The 19,002-nt window shown below is 64.4% G+C and carries 6 protein-coding genes; 4 read left to right on the forward strand and 2 right to left on the reverse strand.

What is annotated here, in order from left to right; genetic code table 11:
- Positions 1-106: 106 nt before the first annotated feature.
- The 3 genes from C4J86_RS26910 (at position 107) to C4J86_RS11535 (ending at position 4,176) form a co-directional block, all read left to right on the forward strand.
- The gene (locus C4J86_RS26910) at positions 107-1,351 is read left to right on the forward strand and encodes a hypothetical protein (protein ID WP_177412745.1); all 1,245 of its coding nucleotides are present in this window, start codon (positions 107-109) and stop codon (positions 1,349-1,351) included.
- A gap of 224 nt (positions 1,352-1,575) precedes the next feature.
- Positions 1,576-2,931, forward strand: a complete 1,356-nt coding sequence (locus C4J86_RS11530; RefSeq protein WP_124362543.1) for an MATE family efflux transporter — start codon at positions 1,576-1,578, stop codon at positions 2,929-2,931.
- A gap of 39 nt (positions 2,932-2,970) precedes the next feature.
- Positions 2,971-4,176 carry an MFS transporter gene (locus C4J86_RS11535; protein WP_124370469.1) on the forward strand — a complete coding sequence of 402 codons (1,206 nt, stop codon included), beginning with the start codon at positions 2,971-2,973 and terminating at the stop codon, positions 4,174-4,176.
- Here the strand turns inward: C4J86_RS11535 and C4J86_RS11540 are convergent.
- Together C4J86_RS11540 and C4J86_RS11545 are read right to left on the reverse strand one after the other, a co-directional pair.
- Positions 4,143-4,508, reverse strand: a complete 366-nt coding sequence (locus C4J86_RS11540) for a type II toxin-antitoxin system HicB family antitoxin (protein ID WP_124362545.1) — start codon at positions 4,506-4,508, stop codon at positions 4,143-4,145. The two genes, C4J86_RS11535 and C4J86_RS11540, sit on opposite strands and share 34 nt — an antisense overlap.
- Entirely contained in the window at positions 4,505-4,756 is a 252-nt protein-coding gene (locus C4J86_RS11545; protein ID WP_124370470.1) for a type II toxin-antitoxin system HicA family toxin, read from the reverse strand. Before C4J86_RS11545 ends, C4J86_RS11540 begins: the two co-directional genes overlap by 4 nt.
- Before the next feature lie 209 nt (positions 4,757-4,965).
- Here C4J86_RS11545 and C4J86_RS11550 point away from each other — a divergent pair, with 209 nt between their 5' ends.
- Positions 4,966-19,002, forward strand: a complete 14,037-nt coding sequence (locus tag C4J86_RS11550) for a non-ribosomal peptide synthase/polyketide synthase (RefSeq protein ID WP_124370471.1) — start codon at positions 4,966-4,968, stop codon at positions 19,000-19,002.

Below are 19,002 nucleotides of genomic sequence, written 5' to 3' on the forward strand. Positions count from 1 at the left end.
GTTTATTTGGAACTGCACTGTTTTCGGTTGCCACCAAGAGGTAGCTGAATCGAGGGCTTACTGGCCTGGTTAAGCAGTTGTTACGTCCAAGACATGAGGTGTTGCAATGAATCCTAACTTCAACCAGCCGCTCTATTCGCCTCCACCCGCACAGAGCTTCGGATATACCCCTGACGATTATGGGCGCAAGGCTACTGCGAACATGCCGAGCAGTATGACCAGCATTTATTCCAATTCGGCAGTCGCAGAGTCGCTGCTACGCAACTTTGAATACTTCTCGTCTGGAGCTGCTTTCGTTTCGCGAGACTCGCTTATTGACTTTGCCAATCGTCCACTGGTAGACGGCGGTTACCATGATCAGATGACGTTGCTTGCTAGGGATATATTGGGCCGGGGCGACCTCCCACGGCTCTTTGATGGCGTTCAGAACGGCGGTCAGGAAGACGGGCTGATCAACCAAGAGGATGTGGAACTAGCCATCAGCCAGTTAGCTCAGCAAGACGCACGTGGCTATCGGTCAGCGGGTTATAACGGCGCGATGCAACAGCCAACAGGGGAGTTTGGCGCGCGCTATACCAGCGCGATGCAGCAACAGAGAGTCAACCAGCAGTTTGCTCCTGCGTTCTGCGAACAGCCTTCCTCCAATGGGCCGCGCGGCATGGAAGGCTGGGACGCGTCGCCACCTGCACCACGAGCGTTCGGGGCGCAGCAGCCGTCCTATGCGGGGATGCCAGTCAGTCAGCAGTGGAACCCCATGACGACAGGGCAGCGACCGTATGCTAATGACAGTAACGAAGCCTTATCGGCCAAAGTGCTCTCCCATTTCAGCAACCTGCAAGACCCCTCAACGGGAACGATCACTGACGCGTCACTGAGTGCTGCAGCGTCGGGATACGCTCTGGATGGTCGGCCCATCAGCGCGGCGGATGCCGCTATCGCGCAGGAGCTGCTGGAGCGGGGCCAACTGTTCAAGACCCTTGATCAAGGCCGCAGTGGCACACTTGACGGCAGTATTTCCCGGCAGGATCTGGGCGATGCAGCGAGTGAGTACCGCACAATGAGCAACGCCGGGCTGCTACAGGCCGTGAAAGATAATTTCAGGCAGTTTACCGCCGGTGCGGATGACAATTATGTCAACGCCAATGAGCTGAAAGAGGCAGCCGGTCTTATTCCGTCCGACCGAACGTTCAGCCCGCAAGCGCGCGAAGTGGCGTTGGAGTTGCTCAATCGTCCGGGATTATTGCGCGAGTTGGATATCGGCGTTCGGGAAGACGGTACGCCAGGCGCTGAAGACAAACGTTTCGACATGGTTAACATCGACCATATGATCGAGAAAGAATCCTTCACGTAGCGAGCCAAGCCTTAAGCCAACGCACCTGTGGGTAATTACTCCGTGGCTGCGGGTGGGCAGGATCAAATGAGCGCCAACGGCTGCTTCCGGTGACTCGGGTAGCAGCCGTCGGTGCTCAAGAGGCTTGTGCAGTGGGATCGTCATCTGGGCGTAGCATTCGCGGTTCAGCGCCAATAGACTCAAGCGATTGACGACACCACCGAGACCCAGGGCCCCGAATCATCATGGAAGTCATCCAACAACGACCGCTGTGGCAGGTCTATCTGTTTTTTCTGGCACCGATGGTGCTGTCCAACTTTCTGCAAAGCTTTTCCGGCACGCTCAACGGTATCTATGTCGGGCAGATGCTGGGTACCCACGCGCTGGCGGCGGTGTCGGGCATGTTCCCCATCGTGTTTTTCTTCATTGCCCTGGTGATTGGCCTGGGGGCTGGCGCCTCGGTGTTGATCGGCCAGGCCTGGGGCGCCCGCGAGACGGGAATGGTCAAGGTGATCACCGGCGCCACGCTGACCCTCGGCGCGCTGGTGGGTTTGGTCGCAGCCCTGCTTGGCAGCCTGTTGGCCCGCCCCGCGTTGCAGGCGTTGGGAACCCCTGTCGATGTGCTTGACGATGCGGTGGGCTACGCCCAAGTGATGATGCTGATCATGCCGCTGTTGCTGGTATTCATTCTTTATACCCAACTGCTACGCGGTGTCAGCGATACCGTTTCACCATTGTTGGCCTTGATGGTGTCGACCCTGGTGGGTTTGCTGCTGACGCCAGCGCTGATTCGCGGCTGGATCGGCCTGCCGCCCATGGGCATCCAGAGTGCGGCATACGCGGGGCTGGCGGGGAATGCCTTGGCGATGCTGTTTCTGATCCTGCGCCTGCGCCACAAAAACTCGGTGATGGCGCCGGATCGCGACATGCTCGCCGCCTTGCGCCTGGACCGGGTGATCCTCGGCAAGGTCTTACGCATCGGCCTGCCGACAGGCCTGCAGATGGTGGTGCTGTCGTTGTCGGAACTGGTCATCCTGGCGCTGGTCAACGGCCACGGTTCCCAGGCGACGGCGGCGTACGGCGCGGTGACGCAGATCGTCAACTACGTGCAGTTTCCGGCGCTGTCGATTGCCATCACCGCCTCGATCCTGGGTGCCCAGGCGATTGGCGCCGGGCGCCTGGAGCGCATCGGGCCGATTCTGCGCACCGGGCTGTTGATCAACACCGCCCTTACGGGTGGCCTGATCGTGCTCGGCTATGGGCTATCGCATTGGCTGCTGGGGCTGTTCATCACCGACGCCGCCGCCCGCGTCAACGCTGAGCACCTGTTGCACATCATGTTGTGGAGCATCCTGGTGTTCGGCTTCCAGGCCGTGATCGGCGGGATCATGCGCGCCAGCGGTGTGGTGTTGATACCGGTCGCCATCTCGATTTTCTGTGTGCTGTGCGTGGAGTTGCCGGTGGCCTACCTGTTCAATGCGCATTTTGGCCTCGAAGGCGTGTGGATGGCGTTTCCGGTGACTTACCTGGCGATGCTGGTGCTGCAGACCGCGTATTACCGCCTGGTATGGCGGCATAAGCAGATCAAGCGGCTGCTGTGATAAAAGGTTGCCCACCCAAGCAGAGAAGGCGCTTTATCGATGGCTAACCCTTACGCCGAGCTGTTCCAGGTGCCGGGCGCTCGCGCCTTTGTGCTGGCGGGCATGCTGGCACGCATGCCGATCTCCATGACCGGGATTGGCCTGATCACCATGCTCTCGCAAGTGCATGGCGGTTACGGTCTGGCGGGTTCGGTGGCGGCGGTATTCGCGTTGGCTACCGCGTTTTGCGCACCGCAGGTGTCACGCCTGGTGGACCGCTACAGCCAGGGCAAGGTGCTGCCCATTGCGGCGTCGATCGGTGGCGGCGCGTTGTTGATGGTGTTGCTGTGCACGCGTTTGCAGGCGCCAGGCTGGACGTTGTTCCTGTTCGCCGCATTGGCCGGCTGCATGCCCAATATGTCGGCGATGGTGCGGGCGCGCTGGACCGAGCTGTACCGTGGTCAGCCCAAGCTGCACACCGCCTTTGCCCTGGAGTCGGTACTCGATGAAGTGTGCTTCATCATCGGCCCGCCCATTTCCGTCGGCCTCAGTGTGGTGCTGTTCCCCGAGGCCGGGCCTTTGGTGGCGGCCGTATTGCTGGCAGTGGGTGTGACCACCTTCGTATTGCAACGCACCACTGAACCGCCGGTGCATGCACGTCATGACCACCACGGGCGCTGGTTGATCGCCTCGCCGTCGGTGCTGATCCTGATGACCCTGCTGCTCGCCATGGGTGTGATCGTCGGTGTGGTGGATGTGGTCAGCGTCGCGTTCGCCCAGCAGGCGGGCCACCCGACGGCAGCCAGTATTGTGTTGTCGGTCTACGCCATCGGTTCCTGCCTGGCAGGCTTGGCCTTCGGCATGCTCAAGCTCAAGGCGCCGTTGCCCCGGCAGTTTCTGTACTGCGGCGTAGCCACGGCCGTGACCACGTTGCCGTTACTGTTGGTGACTGACATTCCGGGGCTGGCCGTGTCGATCTTTATCTCCGGTCTGTTCTTCGCCCCGACCCTGATCGTGTCCATGGCGCTGGTGGAGCAAGTCGTCCCACCCAGCCGCCTCACCGAAGGCATGACCTGGCTGATCACCGGCCTGAGCATCGGGGTGGCCATCGGCGCCGCCAGCTCCGGCTGGATGATTGACCACTCTGGCGCCGCCAGCGGGTTCTGGGTGGCACTGGCGGCGGGGGTGGTGGTGTTGGGTTCGGCGGTGCTGGGGTACCGGCGGTTAGGCAGTCAGCCGGTCGCCGCGCAAGGCTGCGGGAAATGATGGTGTAGAAACTCATCCAGCGCCTGGCGTGTCAGGTCGTTCAACGTCACTTTCTTGCGGTTCGCCGCCAACGCTGCCGCCAGATGCAGGTCATGGCCAACGCGTACGTTGAACGAGCCCTTGCATGGCTTTTCAGGAGTTTGCCCGAGCGACTGGCAGGTGGCGAGGTAATCGTCCACCGCCTCTTGGAAGGCCGCGTCCAACTCTGCGACAGTCTTGCCTTCGTAGCTCACCAGGGCCTTGATGAACAGGATTTTGCCGAACAGGCAGTTGTCCTCGAGGCTGGCTTCGATGGAGCCGATGTAGCCTTTGTGTTTCAGCTGGTTGTTCACTGAACCAGTTCTCCTGATTTCAATTGTTCGATGATTTGGCGCCGAATGTAGTGTTTCAGTTCGTTGCCGGGGTGAGGCTTGTGCAAGGTGATCAGTGCACTGGGGTCGCCAATGTCGAATTTGACCCGGCTTCCAGCCCCTTCAATCTGTGTGTAACCCAGTCGCCGTAACAGGGTTACGAGTTCAGACCAGGTGAATGCCATGTGCTCATTGAGCAGTTTGGCGAGCAGCTTTTCATTTTTGGACACGGCGTTCCCTGCGTGTAACTAAATGTAGTTGCAAAAAGTGGTGTACGTCAATGCTAGCTCGGTCTGATGTGTCTTTCCCGAGATTGATGTAACCCGTGATGACACCTCGCTTGCAGGCCCCCATTACTCGCTAATTTTTCCCTCTGCGGTTCGTTTTATAGGGACGACGTGCCTTTGTGCTTCCTGCCTATTGCTCCGGACTCCAACAAATGAATGCTGAAGACTCCTTGAAACTTGCTCGCCGGTTTATCGGGTTGCCCCTGGAAAAACGCCAGGTGTTCCTGCAGGCCTTGCAGAAAGAAGGCGTGGATTTTTCCCGGTTTCCGATTCCGGCGGGAGTGGAGACCGAGGATCGCCAGGCGCTGTCCTACGCGCAGCAACGCATGTGGTTTCTCTGGCAGCTGGATCCGGCCAGCGGCGCCTACAACCTGCCCGGCGCCGTACGCTTGAAAGGCGCGCTCAGCCTCGACGCCCTGGAACAAGCGTTCGCCAGCCTGGTGGCGCGTCACGAAACCTTGCGCACGGTGTTCCAGCGTCAAGCGGATGAGCGTCTGGTGCAGGTTTCAATCGAGCCGTCGTTGGCCATCGAGCATCTGGACTTGAGCACCCTGGCGCCCGTTGACCGTGAGCAGGCGGTCAACGCGGCAGCGACGCGCCAGTCGCTACTGCCGTTCGACCTGGAGCATGGCCCGCTGCTGCGCGTGCAACTGCTCAGGCTCGACGAACACGAGCACGTGCTGCTGCTGACCTTGCACCACATCGTCTCCGACGGTTGGTCGATGAATGTGTTGATCGACGAGTTCATCCGTTGCTATGACGCCCACGAGCGCAATGAGGCGCCACAATTGCCGGCGCTGGCGATCCAGTACAGTGACTACGCCCTGTGGCAGCGCCGCTGGCTGGAGGCCGGCGAGCAGGCGCGCCAGTTGGCGTATTGGCAGGCGCGCCTGGGCGATGAACATCCGGTTCTGGAGCTGCCGACCGACCGTCCACGGCCGGCCATGCCAAGTTACCAGGGCACTCGCCATGCCTTCGAGATCGACCCGGCGCTGGCCACCCAACTGCGCCTGTGCGCGCAAAAGCACAACGTCACCTTGTTCATGCTGCTGCTCGGCGCCTTCAACGTGTTGTTGCATCGTTATACGGGGCAGGGCGACATTCGTGTCGGCGTGCCCATCGCCAACCGCAACCGCACTGAAGTCGAAGGCTTGATCGGCTTCTTCGTCAACACCCAGGTACTGCGCACCGAGCTGACCGGCCAAACCCGCATTACCGAACTGCTGCAAGGCATAAAGGAGCACGCCCTGGGCGCCCAGGCCCATCAGGAATTGCCGTTCGAACGCTTGGTCGATGCCTTGAACGTCGAGCGTAGCCTCAGCCATACGCCGCTGTTCCAAGTGATGTACAACCATCAACCGGTGGTGGCGGATATCGCCTCTGTCAGCACCGCCTCCGGCCTGGAACTGGCCCTGGTGGAATGGCAAGGCCGCACCACCCAGTTCGACCTTACCCTCGACACCTATGAAAAATCCGGCACCTTGCATGCCGCGCTGACCTACGCCAACGACCTGTTCGACGCGCCCTCCATCCAGCGCATGGCGCGCCATTGGACCCGCCTGTTGCAGGCGATGGTGGCAGATGCTGAACAGCGCATCGGTGAGCTGCCGATGCTGGACGCTGACGAGCAACAGCTGCTGGTCAAGACCTGGAACCACACGGCCACGCCGTACCCGACCGAACACGCGATCCATCACTTGATTGAAGACCAGGCGCAACGCACGCCTGACGCGCCAGCGCTGGTGTTCGGTGAGCTGACCCTGACGTACGCCCAGCTTGACGCGCGCGCCAACCGGTTGGCCCATGCATTGCGCGAACAAGGCGTCGGCCCGGACGTGCTGGTGGGCATCTGCGTCGAGCGTTCCATCGACATGGTCGTGGGCCTGCTGGCGATCCTCAAGGCGGGCGGCGCCTACGTCCCGCTGGACCCGGAATACCCCGAGGAACGCCTGGCGTACATGATCGACGACAGCGGCATCAGGCTGCTGCTCAGCCAGCAAAGCCTGCTGGCACGGCTGCCGACCGCAGGCCTCCAAGTGATTGCCCTGGATCAGCCGGCGAACTGGCTCGACGGCTACAGCACCGCAGCCCCGAACGTCAGCCTGCATGGGCTGAACCTGGCCTACGTGATCTACACCTCGGGCTCCACCGGTAAACCCAAGGGTGCCGGTAACAGCCACCGCGCGCTGGTCAACCGCCTGTGCTGGATGCAGCAGGCCTATGCACTCGATGGCGGCGACGCGGTGCTGCAGAAAACCCCGTTCAGCTTCGACGTTTCCGTGTGGGAATTCTTCTGGCCGCTGATGACGGGTGCGCGCCTGGTGGTCGCCGCGCCGGGCGAACACCGGGAGCCGGCCCGGCTGATCGAGACCATCGGCCGGCACGCCATCACCACGGTGCACTTCGTGCCGTCAATGTTGCAGGCGTTTATCCATGAGCCCGGCGTCGAGGCCTGCGCCAGCCTCAAGCGCATTGTCTGCAGCGGCGAAGCCTTGCCGTTGGACGCACAACGCCAAGTGTTCGCCAAGCTGGCGAATGCAGCCCTGTACAACCTCTACGGCCCGACCGAAGCGGCGATCGACGTCACCCACTGGACCTGCATCGACGAAGGCGCCGACAGCGTGCCCATCGGCCGACCGATCGCCAACCTCGGCACCTACGTGCTGGATGCCCAGCTCAACCCGGTTGCGGCTGGTGTCTCAGGCGAGCTGTACCTCGGCGGCACCGGCCTGGCGCGCAGTTACCACCGCCGCTCGGCGCTGACGGCCGAGCGCTTTGTGCCGAGCCCGTTCGTGGCCGGCGAGCGCCTGTATCGTACCGGCGACCGTGTGCGCCAGCGCGCCGATGGGGTGATCGAATACCTGGGCCGCCTCGACCATCAGGTCAAGCTGCGCGGCCTGCGCATCGAACTGGGCGAGATCGAAACGCGCCTGATGCAGCACCCAACGGTGCGCGAAGCGGTGGTGGTGGTACACGGCGGCAAACAGTTGGTGGCTTACCTGGTGCTGGAACGCGACGCACCGACCGACCTCAAGGCCTGGCTGCTCGGCAGCTTGCCGGAATACATGGTGCCAAGCCACTTCATCGCGCTTGCCAAACTGCCGGTGACCGCCAACGGCAAGCTCGACCGCAAGGCACTGCCACTGCCGGACGCCACGGCGCAGCAGGCCTTTGCTGCCCCGGAAAATACCCTGCAACAAGCCCTGGCCGCGATCTGGAGCGACGTGCTGGGTATCGACAGCGTCGGCCTGGACGATAACTTTTTCGAGCTGGGCGGCGATTCGATCATCTCCATTCAGGTGGTCAGCCGGGCCCGCCAGGCCGGTATCCGCCTCAGTCCGCGCGACCTGTTCCAGTACCAGAGTGTGCGCAGCCTGGCGCTGGTGGCGGGCGTCGACGAACTGAGCGAAGTCGATCAGGGGCCAGTCAGCGGTGAGGTCATCCTCACGCCGGTGCAGCAGGGCTTTTTCGCCCAGGCCATCCCGGCGCGTCACCATTGGAACCAGTCGTTGCTGCTGACCCCGCGTGAACCACTGCAGCCCGCTCGGCTCGACGCGGCCGTGATGCAAGTGGTCCAGCATCACGATGCTCTGCGCCTGCGCTTCGTGGCGCAGGCTGAGGGTTGGCAACAGCACCACGCCACTGCGGTCGACGCAGCGTTGCTGTGGCAGGCCCAGGCCGACACCGACGCCGAATTGGCCGCGCTGTGTGACAAGGCCCAACGCAGCCTTGACCTGGAGCACGGCCCGTTGCTGCGCGCCGCCCTGGTCGAGATGGCCGACGGCACCCAGCGGTTGCTGCTGGTGGTGCACCACCTGGTGGTGGATGGCGTGTCCTGGCGCATCCTGCTGGAAGACCTGCAACAGGCGTATCGCGAGCAGCGGTTGCCGGCAAAGACCAGCGCCTATCAGCACTGGGCGCACCGGCTGCAGGAGCAGGCGCACGTTCTCGAGCACCAACTGCCGTATTGGCAGGCGCAAACCGCCGAGGCCGAGTTGCCGTGTGATCACCCTGAAGGCGGCCTGCAGCATCGCCTGGGCGCCAAGCTGGAAACGCGCCTCGACGCCGAGCACACGCGCCAGTTGCTGCAAGAGGCGCCGGCGGCCTATCGCACCCAGGTCAATGAGCTGTTGCTCACCGCCCTGGCGCGCGTGGTCAGCGGTTGGAGCGCTCAGCCCGCCGCGCTGATCCAGCTGGAAGGGCATGGCCGCGAAGACCTGTTCGAAGGCATCGACCTGACGCGCACCGTCGGCTGGTTCACCAGCCTGTTTCCGCTGCGCCTGCAAGCGGACGGCGAGTTGGCCGGCGCGATCAAGGCGGTCAAGGAACAACTGCGTGCAGTCCCCGACAAGGGCCTGGGCTATGGCCTGCTGCGCTACCTCGGCGCGCCCGGAGCCCGCGAATCCCTGGCCGGCCTGGCCGTGCCACGCATCACTTTCAACTACCTGGGTCAGTTCGATCGCCAGTTCGATGAATCGGCACTGTTTGTACCGGCCGCCGAGGGCAGCGGCCAGGCCCAGGACCCCGAGGCACCGCTGGCCAACTGGCTGACGGTGGAAGGGCAGGTGTATGGCGGTGAATTGGCGCTGCAGTGGGGCTTCAGTCGCGAGATGTTCGAGGCTGCGACCATCCAGCGCCTGGCGGACGACTTCGCTTGTGAGCTCAAGGCCGTGATCGCCCATTGCTGTGCCACACCGGCCGGGCAGATCACGCCATCGGATTTCCCCCTGGCACAGGTCACTCAGGCGCAGCTGGATGGACTGCCGGTGGCCGGGCCGGCCATCGCCGACCTGTACCCGCTGTCGCCGATGCAGCAGGGCATGCTGTTCCACACCCTGCTGGCGCCCGAGGCCCAGGCCTATATCAACCAGTTGCGCGTCGACATCGACGGCCTTGATCTGCTGGCGTTCGGGCGCGCCTGGCAGGCCGCGCTGGACCGGCACGACATCCTGCGCAGCAGCTTCCATTGGCTGGGCCTGGACAGCGCCCATCAAGTGATCCGGCGCCAGGTCGACCTGCAACTGCAGGTGATTGAAGACCCGAGTGCCGATCTGGATGCGCTGGCCCACGCCGAGCGTGAACGCGGTTTCGCACTCGATACCGCGCCGCTGTTTCGCCTGATGCTGGTGCGCGGCGCGGGGGCGACCTGGCACCTGATTTTCACCAGCCACCACATTCTCATGGATGGCTGGAGCAACGCCCAGTTGCTCGGCGAGGTGCTTGCCCATTACGCCGGCCAGACGGTGCCCGCACCGCTCGGGCAATTCCGCGATTACCTGGGCTGGCTGCAACGGCAAGGCAACGGCAAAGCGTTCTGGAAAGCCCAGCTGGCGCCGTTGCAAGCGCCGACCCTGCTGGCCCAAGCGCTGCGTACGCCGGTTGCGGGGGCGGGCACTGCCGACCATCAGGTCGTGCTGGGCTGTGACTTCACCCACACCCTCAGTGAGTTCGCCCGCCAATACAAAGTCACTCTCAACACCGTGCTGCAAGGGGCCTGGAGCCTGCTGCTGCAACGCTACACCGGCCAGGCGTGCGTGGCGTTCGGCGCCACCGTGGCCGGGCGTTCCGCGCCGTTGCCGGGGATCGAACAGCAGTTGGGCCTGTTCATCAACAGCTTGCCGATCATCGGCGCCGCCTCGCCGGCACAATCGGCCATCAGCTGGCTTGGTGAGTTGCAAGCGCTGAACCTCAGCCTTCGCGATCACGAGCATGTGCCGCTCTATGACATCCAAGGCTGGGCTGGCCAACCAGGCGCCGCGCTGTTCGACACCTTGCTGGTGTTTGAAAACTTCCCGGTGGCCGAAGCCCTGAAGCAGGGGGCGCCGGCCGGGCTGAGCTTCGGGCCGTTGCATAACCATGAGCGCACGCATTATCCACTGACCCTCGGCATCGAACTGGGTGCCAGCCTGCGCCTGGAATTCAGCTACGACCGGGCGCACTTCAGCCAAGCCCAGGTCATCCGCCTGAGCGACAACCTGCAGTACCTGCTCGCGCAATTTCTCGCAGACGCGCAAGGCCCCCTGGGCAACCTGCGTCTGCTCGACGCCAGCGCCCAGCGCGACGTGCTTGCCCTCAGCCGATTGCCTGCAGCCGCCCAGCCTCATCAACGCGCCCATGAACGCATCGCTGCCCAGGCCCAGGCCACGCCGAACGCACTGGCGGTGCAGGCTGGCAGCGAACGCCTCAGCTATGCCCAACTCAACGCCCGCGCCAACCGCCTGGCCCATCGCCTGCTGGAACGCGGCGTCGGCCCCGGTCAGCGCGTGGGCCTCGCGTGCCGTCGTGGCCCGCAACTGATCGTCAGCCTGCTGGCGGTGCTCAAGAGCGGCGCGGCCTATGTGCCGCTGGACCCGAAATACCCGGCCGAGCGCCTGGCCTACATGCTGGCGGACAGCCGCCTCGACCTGCTGCTCAGCGAAACCGGCCTGCTGGCCGATTTGCCATTGCCGGCAGGGCTGAGCCGCATCGACTTCAGCGCCGGCGGTGATGAATTGGCCAGCTACCCCGCGACCAATCCGCCCAACCACGCGATGGCGGCGGACCTGGCCTATGTGATCTACACCTCCGGCTCCACCGGCCAGCCCAAAGGCGTGGCCATCGACCATGCCGCCCTCGACCAGTTCCTCGACAGCGCCGTGGTGTACAGCCAACTGAGCGCCCAGGACCGCGTGCTGCAATTCGCCACTTTCAGTTTCGACGGCTTTGTCGAGCAGTGCTACCCGCCGCTGTGCGTGGGCGCGGCGCTGATCATGCGCGGCGATGAACTGTGGGACGCCGGGCAACTGGCGCGAGAAATCGTTGAACAGGGCGTGACCCTGGCCGACTTGCCCGCCGCCTACTGGTACTTGCTGGCCAAGGAATGCGCCGTGCACCGCCGCCCCCTGGGCAAGCTGCGCCAGGTGCATGTGGGCGGTGAGGCCATGTCCGTGGAAGGCCTGCGCGCCTGGCATGCCGCCGGGTTGGGCGGTGTGCGGCTGGTCAACACGTACGGGCCGACCGAGGCGACGGTGGTGTCCAGCGTGCACGATTGCCGGTTGGCTGATGCCAGCGACGCGTTCGGCGTGCCGATTGGGCGCGCGATTGCAGGGCGCTCGCTCTACGTGCTCGACAGCGCTTTCGAACTGCAGGCGACCGATGGCGTGGGCGAGTTGTGCATTGGTGCCGAGGCCGGCCTGGCCCAAGGCTATTTCGACCGCCCGGCGCTGACCGCCGAGCGCTTCCTGCCCGACCCGTTTTCCGCCGTCCCCGGTGCGAGGCTCTACCGCAGCGGCGACCTGGCCCGTTACAACGAGGCGGGTGCGCTGGAGTACGTCGGGCGTATCGACCATCAGGTGAAGATTCGCGGCTTGCGCATCGAAATGGGCGAAATCGAAGCCAGCCTGCAAGCCTTGCCGCAGGTGCGTGAAGCGGCGGTACATGCGCTGCCGAGCGCCACGGGCACGCAATTGGTCGCCTACGTGGTAGCCGCCGAGGGCCATGTGCTGGAGACACAGGCACTGGCGGGCCGTTTGCGCCAGTCGCTGCCGGACTACATGGTGCCTGGGCAGTGGGTGGTGCTCGAGGCCTTGCCCTTGAACACCAACGGCAAGCTCGACCGCCGCGCACTGCCGGCGCCGGACCTGAACCTGCACGCCCCGGCCTACGTGGCGCCCCACAGCCCGCTGCAAATCCAGCTCGCGGCGATCTGGCAAGCGGTGTTGCAGGTTGAGCGCGTCGGCCTGGACGATCACTTCTTTGAACGCGGCGGTCATTCGCTGCTGGCCACCCAGGTGATCTCTCGGGTGCGGCATGCGCTCAAGCTGGAAGTGCCATTGCGCGCGCTGTTCGAACAGCCGACCCTGCGCGCATTTGCCGACGCTTGCGCGGCGCTGCAGGTGAGCACGGCGCAGCCGTTGCTGGCGCTGGAGCGCAGTCGGCCGCTGGCGTTGTCCTTCGCCCAGGAACGCCAATGGTTCCTCTGGCAACTGGACCCGGCCAGCGCGGCCTATCACGTGCCTGCCGCCCTGCACCTGCGTGGCCAACTCAACCGCGCCGCACTGGAGCAGGCGTTCCAGGCCCTGGTACAGCGCCATGAGCCGCTGCGCACCACCTTTGTGGAGCAAGGCGAGCACACCTTGCAAGTCATCCATCCGCACGTGGCGGTGACCATCGAGCAGCAGCGCGTCGATGTGGCGGTGATCGAACAGGCGGTGGCCGAGGAAATCCAGCGCCCGTTCGATCTGCGCAGCGGCCCGCTGATGCGGGTTAAATTGCTCGACGTCGCGCCAGGGCATCATGTGCTGGTGATCACCCAGCACCACATCATCTCCGACGGTTGGTCGATGCAAGTGATGGTCGATGAGCTGGTGGCGCTCTACCAGGGCGACAACGCCTTGCCGGCGTTGCCGATCCAGTACGCCGACTATGCCCAGTGGCAACGTGACTGGATGGCCGCCGGGGAAAAACAGCGCCAGCTCGATTACTGGTGCGCGCGCCTGGGCAGTGAACATCCGGTGCTGGCGCTGCCCCTGGACCACCCGCGTCCGGCAGTGCAAAGCCATCGGGGCGCGCGCCGGCAGATCCATCTGAACCGCGCGCTGGTGGCCGAGCTCAAGGCGTTGGCCCAGCGTCAGGACGTGACCTTGTTCACGCTCCTGCTGGCCTCGTTCCAGACCTTGCTGCATCGCTACAGCGGCCAGTCCGAGATTCGCGTCGGTGTGCCGATCGCCAACCGCACGCGCCTGGAAACCGAGCGACTGGTCGGTTTCTTCGTCAACACCCAGGTACTGCAGGCGCAGTTGCATGGGCAAATGCCTTTCGAACAGTTATTGGCCCAGGTCAAGCGGCGCGCCCTGGAGGCCCAGGCGCATCAGGACCTGCCGTTCGAACAACTGGTGGAAGCCTTGCAGCCTGAGCGCAGTCTCAGCCACAACCCGCTGTTCCAGGTGATGTTCAACCATCAGGACAGCCTGCGCGCCGGCCCTATGCACTTGCCGGGCCTGGCGTTGCAGGCGCTGGACTGGGCCGGGCACACCACCCAGTTCGATTTGAGCCTGGAAACCGAAGAATCCGCCGAGGGCCTCTGGGCGTCGCTGACGTACGCCACCGACCTGTTCGAAGCGGCAACCCTGGAACGTCTGGCCGGGCATTGGCATAACCTGCTGCACGCGGTGGTGCGCGATGCGTCCCAGGCGCTCGATGACCTGGCAATGCTCAGCGCACCGCAATGGCAGCAAATGGTTGAAGACTGGAACCACACCTCATTTGACTATCCAAGCGAGCAGTGCGTGCACCAGTTGTTCGAGGCCCAAGCCCTTGCCCAGCCGGAGGCCGTCGCACTGCGCTTCAATGGCGACCGCCTGAGCTATGCCGAACTCAACCGTCGGGCCAATCGCCTGGCGCATCGCTTGATTGCGGCAGGCGTGGGCCCTGACGTGCTGGTGGCGGTGCATGTGGAGCGCTCCCTGGACATGGCGGTCAGCCTGTTGGCCACCCTCAAGGCCGGCGCTGCCTACGTGCCGCTCGACCCGCAGTTCCCGGCCGAGCGCCTGGCCTTCATGCTCGACGACTGCGGCGCCCGGGTGCTGCTGACCCAGGCGCGGTTGCACGGCCAGCTGGCGCAGCCCGAGGGCCTGCAGGTGCTGCTGGTCGAGGATGAACCGGGTGCAGAACACAACCCCGAGGTTGCGCTCACGCCGGAACACCTGGCCTATGTGATCTACACCTCCGGCTCCACCGGCAAGCCCAAAGGCGTGATGGTGCGGCACCAGGCGCTGTGCAGTTTTACCTGCGCCATGGCTGACAGCTTGTCCATCGGCGCTGATGCCCGCCTGTTGTCGTTGACCACGTTCTCGTTCGACATCTTCGCCCTGGAGCTCTACGTGCCGCTGAGTGTCGGCGCGACGGTGCTGCTGAGCGAGCAGGCCATGGCCCTCGACCCGGAAGCCATTCTCGACCTGGTCCACAGCGAGGCGGCCACGGTGCTGCAGGCCACGCCGTCGACCTGGCGCATGCTGCTCGACAGCCCGCGCGCGCAGCTGTTGCGCGGCGTCCAGTGCCTGTGCGGCGGCGAGGCGTTGCCGGCTGACCTGGCCCAGCGCCTGCTCGCTCTGCAAGGCCCGGTGTGGAACCTCTATGGGCCGACGGAAACCACCATCTGGTCGGCGGCCCATCGGCTGCACGAAGCGCAGCCGATGGTCGGGCGGCCTATCGCGAACACCTCGCTGTTCATCCTCAATGCCGGGCTCACGCCATGCCCGCAAGGCGCGGCCGGTGAGCTGCTGATCGGCGGGGTCGGCCTGGCGCGTGGTTATCACGCACAGCCTGCGCTCACCGCCGAGCGTTTTGTGCCGGACCCGTTCGGGGCGCCCGGCGCACGCCTGTACCGCACCGGCGACCTGGCGCGTTACCGCGCAGACGGCGTGGTCGAGTACCTCGGCCGGGTCGATCATCAGGTCAAGGTGCGTGGTTTCCGTATCGAGCTGGGTGAGATCGAAGCCTGCCTGCGTGACTACCCAGGCGTGCGTGAAGCCGTGGTGCTGGCCGACAACGACCGCTTGATCGCCTACCTGGTGAGCTCCGCACCGGACGAACAACAGGCCTACAAAGCCGCGTTGCGCGAGCGCCTGCCGGACTACATGGTGCCGGCGCACCTGCTGTTCCTCGACCGCCTGCCCCTGACCCCCAACGGCAAGCTCGACCGCAAGGCCTTGCCCAAGGTGGATGCCAGCCAACTGAGTAAAGGCCATCTGGCCCCCGTTACCCCGCGCGAACAACAGGTCGCGGCGATCTGGGCCGAGGTGCTGGACGTGCCGCAGGTCGGTCTCGACGATCACTTTTTCGAACTGGGCGGGCATTCCTTGCTGGCTACGCGGGTGGTGTCGCGGGTGCGTCAGGCCTTGGCCCTGGAAGTCGCGCTCAAGACCCTGTTCGAACAACCGCTGCTGGGTGACTTTGTGCGCGCACTGGGCGAGGAGGGCGTCACCGCGCCGGCGCTGCAGAGGGCCGACCGCACGCAACCCTTGCCGCTGTCTTACGCCCAGGAGCGCCAATGGTTCCTGTGGCAACTGGACCCGCACAGCACGGCCTACCACATCCCCAGTGCCTTGCGCTTGCATGGCCCGCTGGACCAGGCCGCGCTGCAACGCAGTTTCGACACCCTGCTGGCGCGCCATGAAAGCCTGCGCACCCATCTGCGCCAGGAGGCCATGGGCGCGGTGCAAGTCATCGAAGCGCTGGACCTGATCGATATCGACCGGGGCGCCTGTGCCTACGCCGACCTCAAGGGCGCTGTGGCGGCCGAGGTCGCACGCCCCTTCGATTTACTGCGCGGGCCGCTGTTGCGGGTCAAGTTGCTGCGCCTGGCTGAGGACGACCATGTGCTGGTGCTGGTGCAGCACCACATCGTCTCCGATGGCTGGTCGATGCAACTGATGGTCGAGGAACTGGTGCAGCTGTACGCCGCGTTCAGCCAGGGGCAAACGCCGCACCTGCCGGCATTGCCGATCCAGTACGCCGACTATGCCGTGTGGCAACGCCAGTGGATGGAGGCCGGTGAGCAGGCGCGTCAACTGGCTTACTGGCGCGAGCAGTTGGGCGGCGAGCAACCGGTGCTGGAGCTGCCGTTCGACTACCCGCGCCCGGCGCTGCCAAGCCATCGCGGCGCACGCCTGGGCATCGAGTTGGCGCCGGGGCTGCTGGACGGCCTGCGTACCTTGGCGCACAACGTCGGCGTCACGCTGCCGATGGTGCTGCTGGCGTCCTATCAGGCGCTGTTGCACCGCTACAGCGGCCAGGAAGACGTGCGCGTCGGCGTCCCGGTTGCCAACCGTAACCGCCTGGAAACCGAGGGTTTGATTGGGTTCTTCGTCAACACCCAAGTGCTCAAGGCCGATCTGCACGGGCAGATGAGCGTCGAGCAGTTGCTGCGCCAGGTGCGCCAGCGCTCCCTGGACGCCCAGGCCCATCAGGACCTGCCGTTCGAACAACTGGTGCAGGCGCTCCAACCGGAGCGCAGCCTCAGCCTGAGCCCACTGTTCCAAGTGCTGTTCAACCACCGCGTGACGTCCGCCGCAAGCCAGTTGCAGCAGCTGACCGACCTGCACATTGAAGTGCTGAGTTGGGACGAAGGCGTGGCCCAGTTCGACCTGGCGCTGGACGTCGAAGAAAGCCCGACGGCGCTGCATGCCTCCCTGAGCTATGCCACCGACCTGTTTGCGCCTGCCACCATCGCGCGTATGGCGGCGCATTGGCAGAACCTGCTACAGGCGATGGTCGCTGATCCACATCAATCCATTGGCCAGTTGCACCTGCTGGACGCCGCCGAGCAGCAACACATCCTGCAACTGTGGGACCGTACCGAATCCGGCTACTCGGCCCAGCGCCTGGTGCATGAGCTGGTCGCTGACCGTGCGCGGCAAACCCCGGATGCAGTGGCGGTGAAGTTCGATGCGCAAACCCTGAGTTACGCTGAGCTCGACGCCCAGGCCAACCGCCTGGCCCATGGGCTGATCGCCCGTGGCGTCGGCCCGGAAGTGCGGGTGGCCATCGCCATGCCGCGCAGCGCCGAGATCATGGTGGCCTTCCTCGCCGTGCTGAAGGCCGGTGGCGTGTACGTGCCATTGGATATCGAATACCCGCGTGACCGCCTGCTGTACATGATGCAGGACAGCCGGGCGCAACTGCTGCTCAGCCATACCCAGGCATTGGCGCAATTGCCGATTCCGGCAGGGCTGGAGACCTTGGCGATTGACGCTACCGAGCAATGGGCGCACCTCAGCGACACCGCGCCGAACGTGGTTCTGCATGGCGACAACCTCGCCTACGTGATCTACACCTCCGGTTCCACCGGCATGCCCAAGGGTGTGGCGGTGCCTCACGGGCCGTTGGTGGCGCACATCATCGCCACTGGCGAGCGCTATGAAACCAGCCCCGCCGATTGCGAACTGCACTTCATGTCGTTCGCCTTCGACGGTGCCCATGAAGGCTGGATGCACCCGCTGATCAACGGCGCCAGCGTGTTGATCCGTGACGACAGCCTGTGGCTACCGGAATACACCTACGAACAAATGCACCGTCACAACGTGACCATGGCCGTATTCCCACCGGTGTACCTGCAACAACTGGCCGAACATGCCGAGCGTGACTGCAACCCTCCGGCGGTGCGCGTGTACTGCTTTGGCGGTGATGCGGTGGCGCAAGCCAGCTATGACCTGGCCTGGCGTGCGCTGAAACCGACCTACCTGTTCAACGGCTACGGCCCCACCGAAACCGTGGTCACGCCGCTGCTGTGGAAGGCGCGCAAAGGCGACCCGTGCGGCGCCGTCTACGCGCCCATCGGCACCTTGCTCGGCAACCGCAGCGGCTACGTGCTCGATGCCCAGCTCAATCTGCAACCCATCGGCGTGGCCGGCGAGTTGTACCTGGGCGGCGAGGGCGTAGCGCGGGGTTACCTGGAGCGTCCGGGGTTGACCGCCGAACGTTTCGTGCCGGACCCGTTCGGCAAGCCCGGCAGCCGCGTGTACCGCAGCGGCGACCTGACCCGTGGGCGTGCGGATGGCGTGGTGGACTACCTCGGCCGTGTCGACCATCAGGTGAAAATTCGTGGTTTCCGTATCGAACTGGGTGAAATCGAAGCACGTTTGCGTGAACAGGACAGCGTCGGCGAAACCGTGGTGGTGGCCCAGGAAGGGCCGACCGGCAAGCAGTTGGTGGCCTACGTGGTGCCGGCCGATGCGACCCTGGCCGACCAGGCCGAATTCCGCGACACCCTGCGCCGCGTTCTGAAAAGCGGCCTGCCGGACTACATGGTGCCGGCGCACTTCGTGTTCCTCGCGCAGATGCCGTTGACCCCCAACGGCAAGCTCGACCGCAAGGGCCTGCCGTTGCCGGACGCCAGCCAGATGCAACAACAGTACGTGGCGCCGCAAACCGAACTGGAGCAGCAGATCGCTGCGATCTGGGCCGACGTGCTGCACCTTGCGCAAGTGGGCCTGAACGACAACTTCTTCGAAGTCGGCGGGCATTCCTTGCTGGCCATCCAGATTACCTCGCGGGTCCAGGCCGAGCTGGGCCTGGACGTCCCGCTGATGGAACTGTTCCAGACCGAATCGCTGCGTGCCTACGTGCAGGCCGCAGCCACCTTCCGCGCCGGCAGCGAGGAAGATTTTGATGATCTTCGTGACTTTTTGAGCGAACTAGAGGCGATTTGA

Origin of the sequence: Pseudomonas sp. R2-7-07 (assembly GCF_003852355.1) — a bacterium.
Lineage (GTDB): Bacteria > Pseudomonadota > Gammaproteobacteria > Pseudomonadales > Pseudomonadaceae > Aquipseudomonas.

Excerpts from the sequence above, each read along its gene's own strand:
- C4J86_RS26910 (WP_177412745.1), top strand. The coding sequence starts at position 107 with ATGAATCCTAACTTCAACCAGCCGCTCTATTCGCCTCCACCCGCACAG.
- C4J86_RS11530 (WP_124362543.1), top strand. The coding sequence starts at position 1,576 with ATGGAAGTCATCCAACAACGACCGCTGTGGCAGGTCTATCTGTTTTTT.
- C4J86_RS11535 (WP_124370469.1), top strand. The coding sequence starts at position 2,971 with ATGGCTAACCCTTACGCCGAGCTGTTCCAGGTGCCGGGCGCTCGCGCC.
- C4J86_RS11550 (WP_124370471.1), top strand. The coding sequence starts at position 4,966 with ATGAATGCTGAAGACTCCTTGAAACTTGCTCGCCGGTTTATCGGGTTG.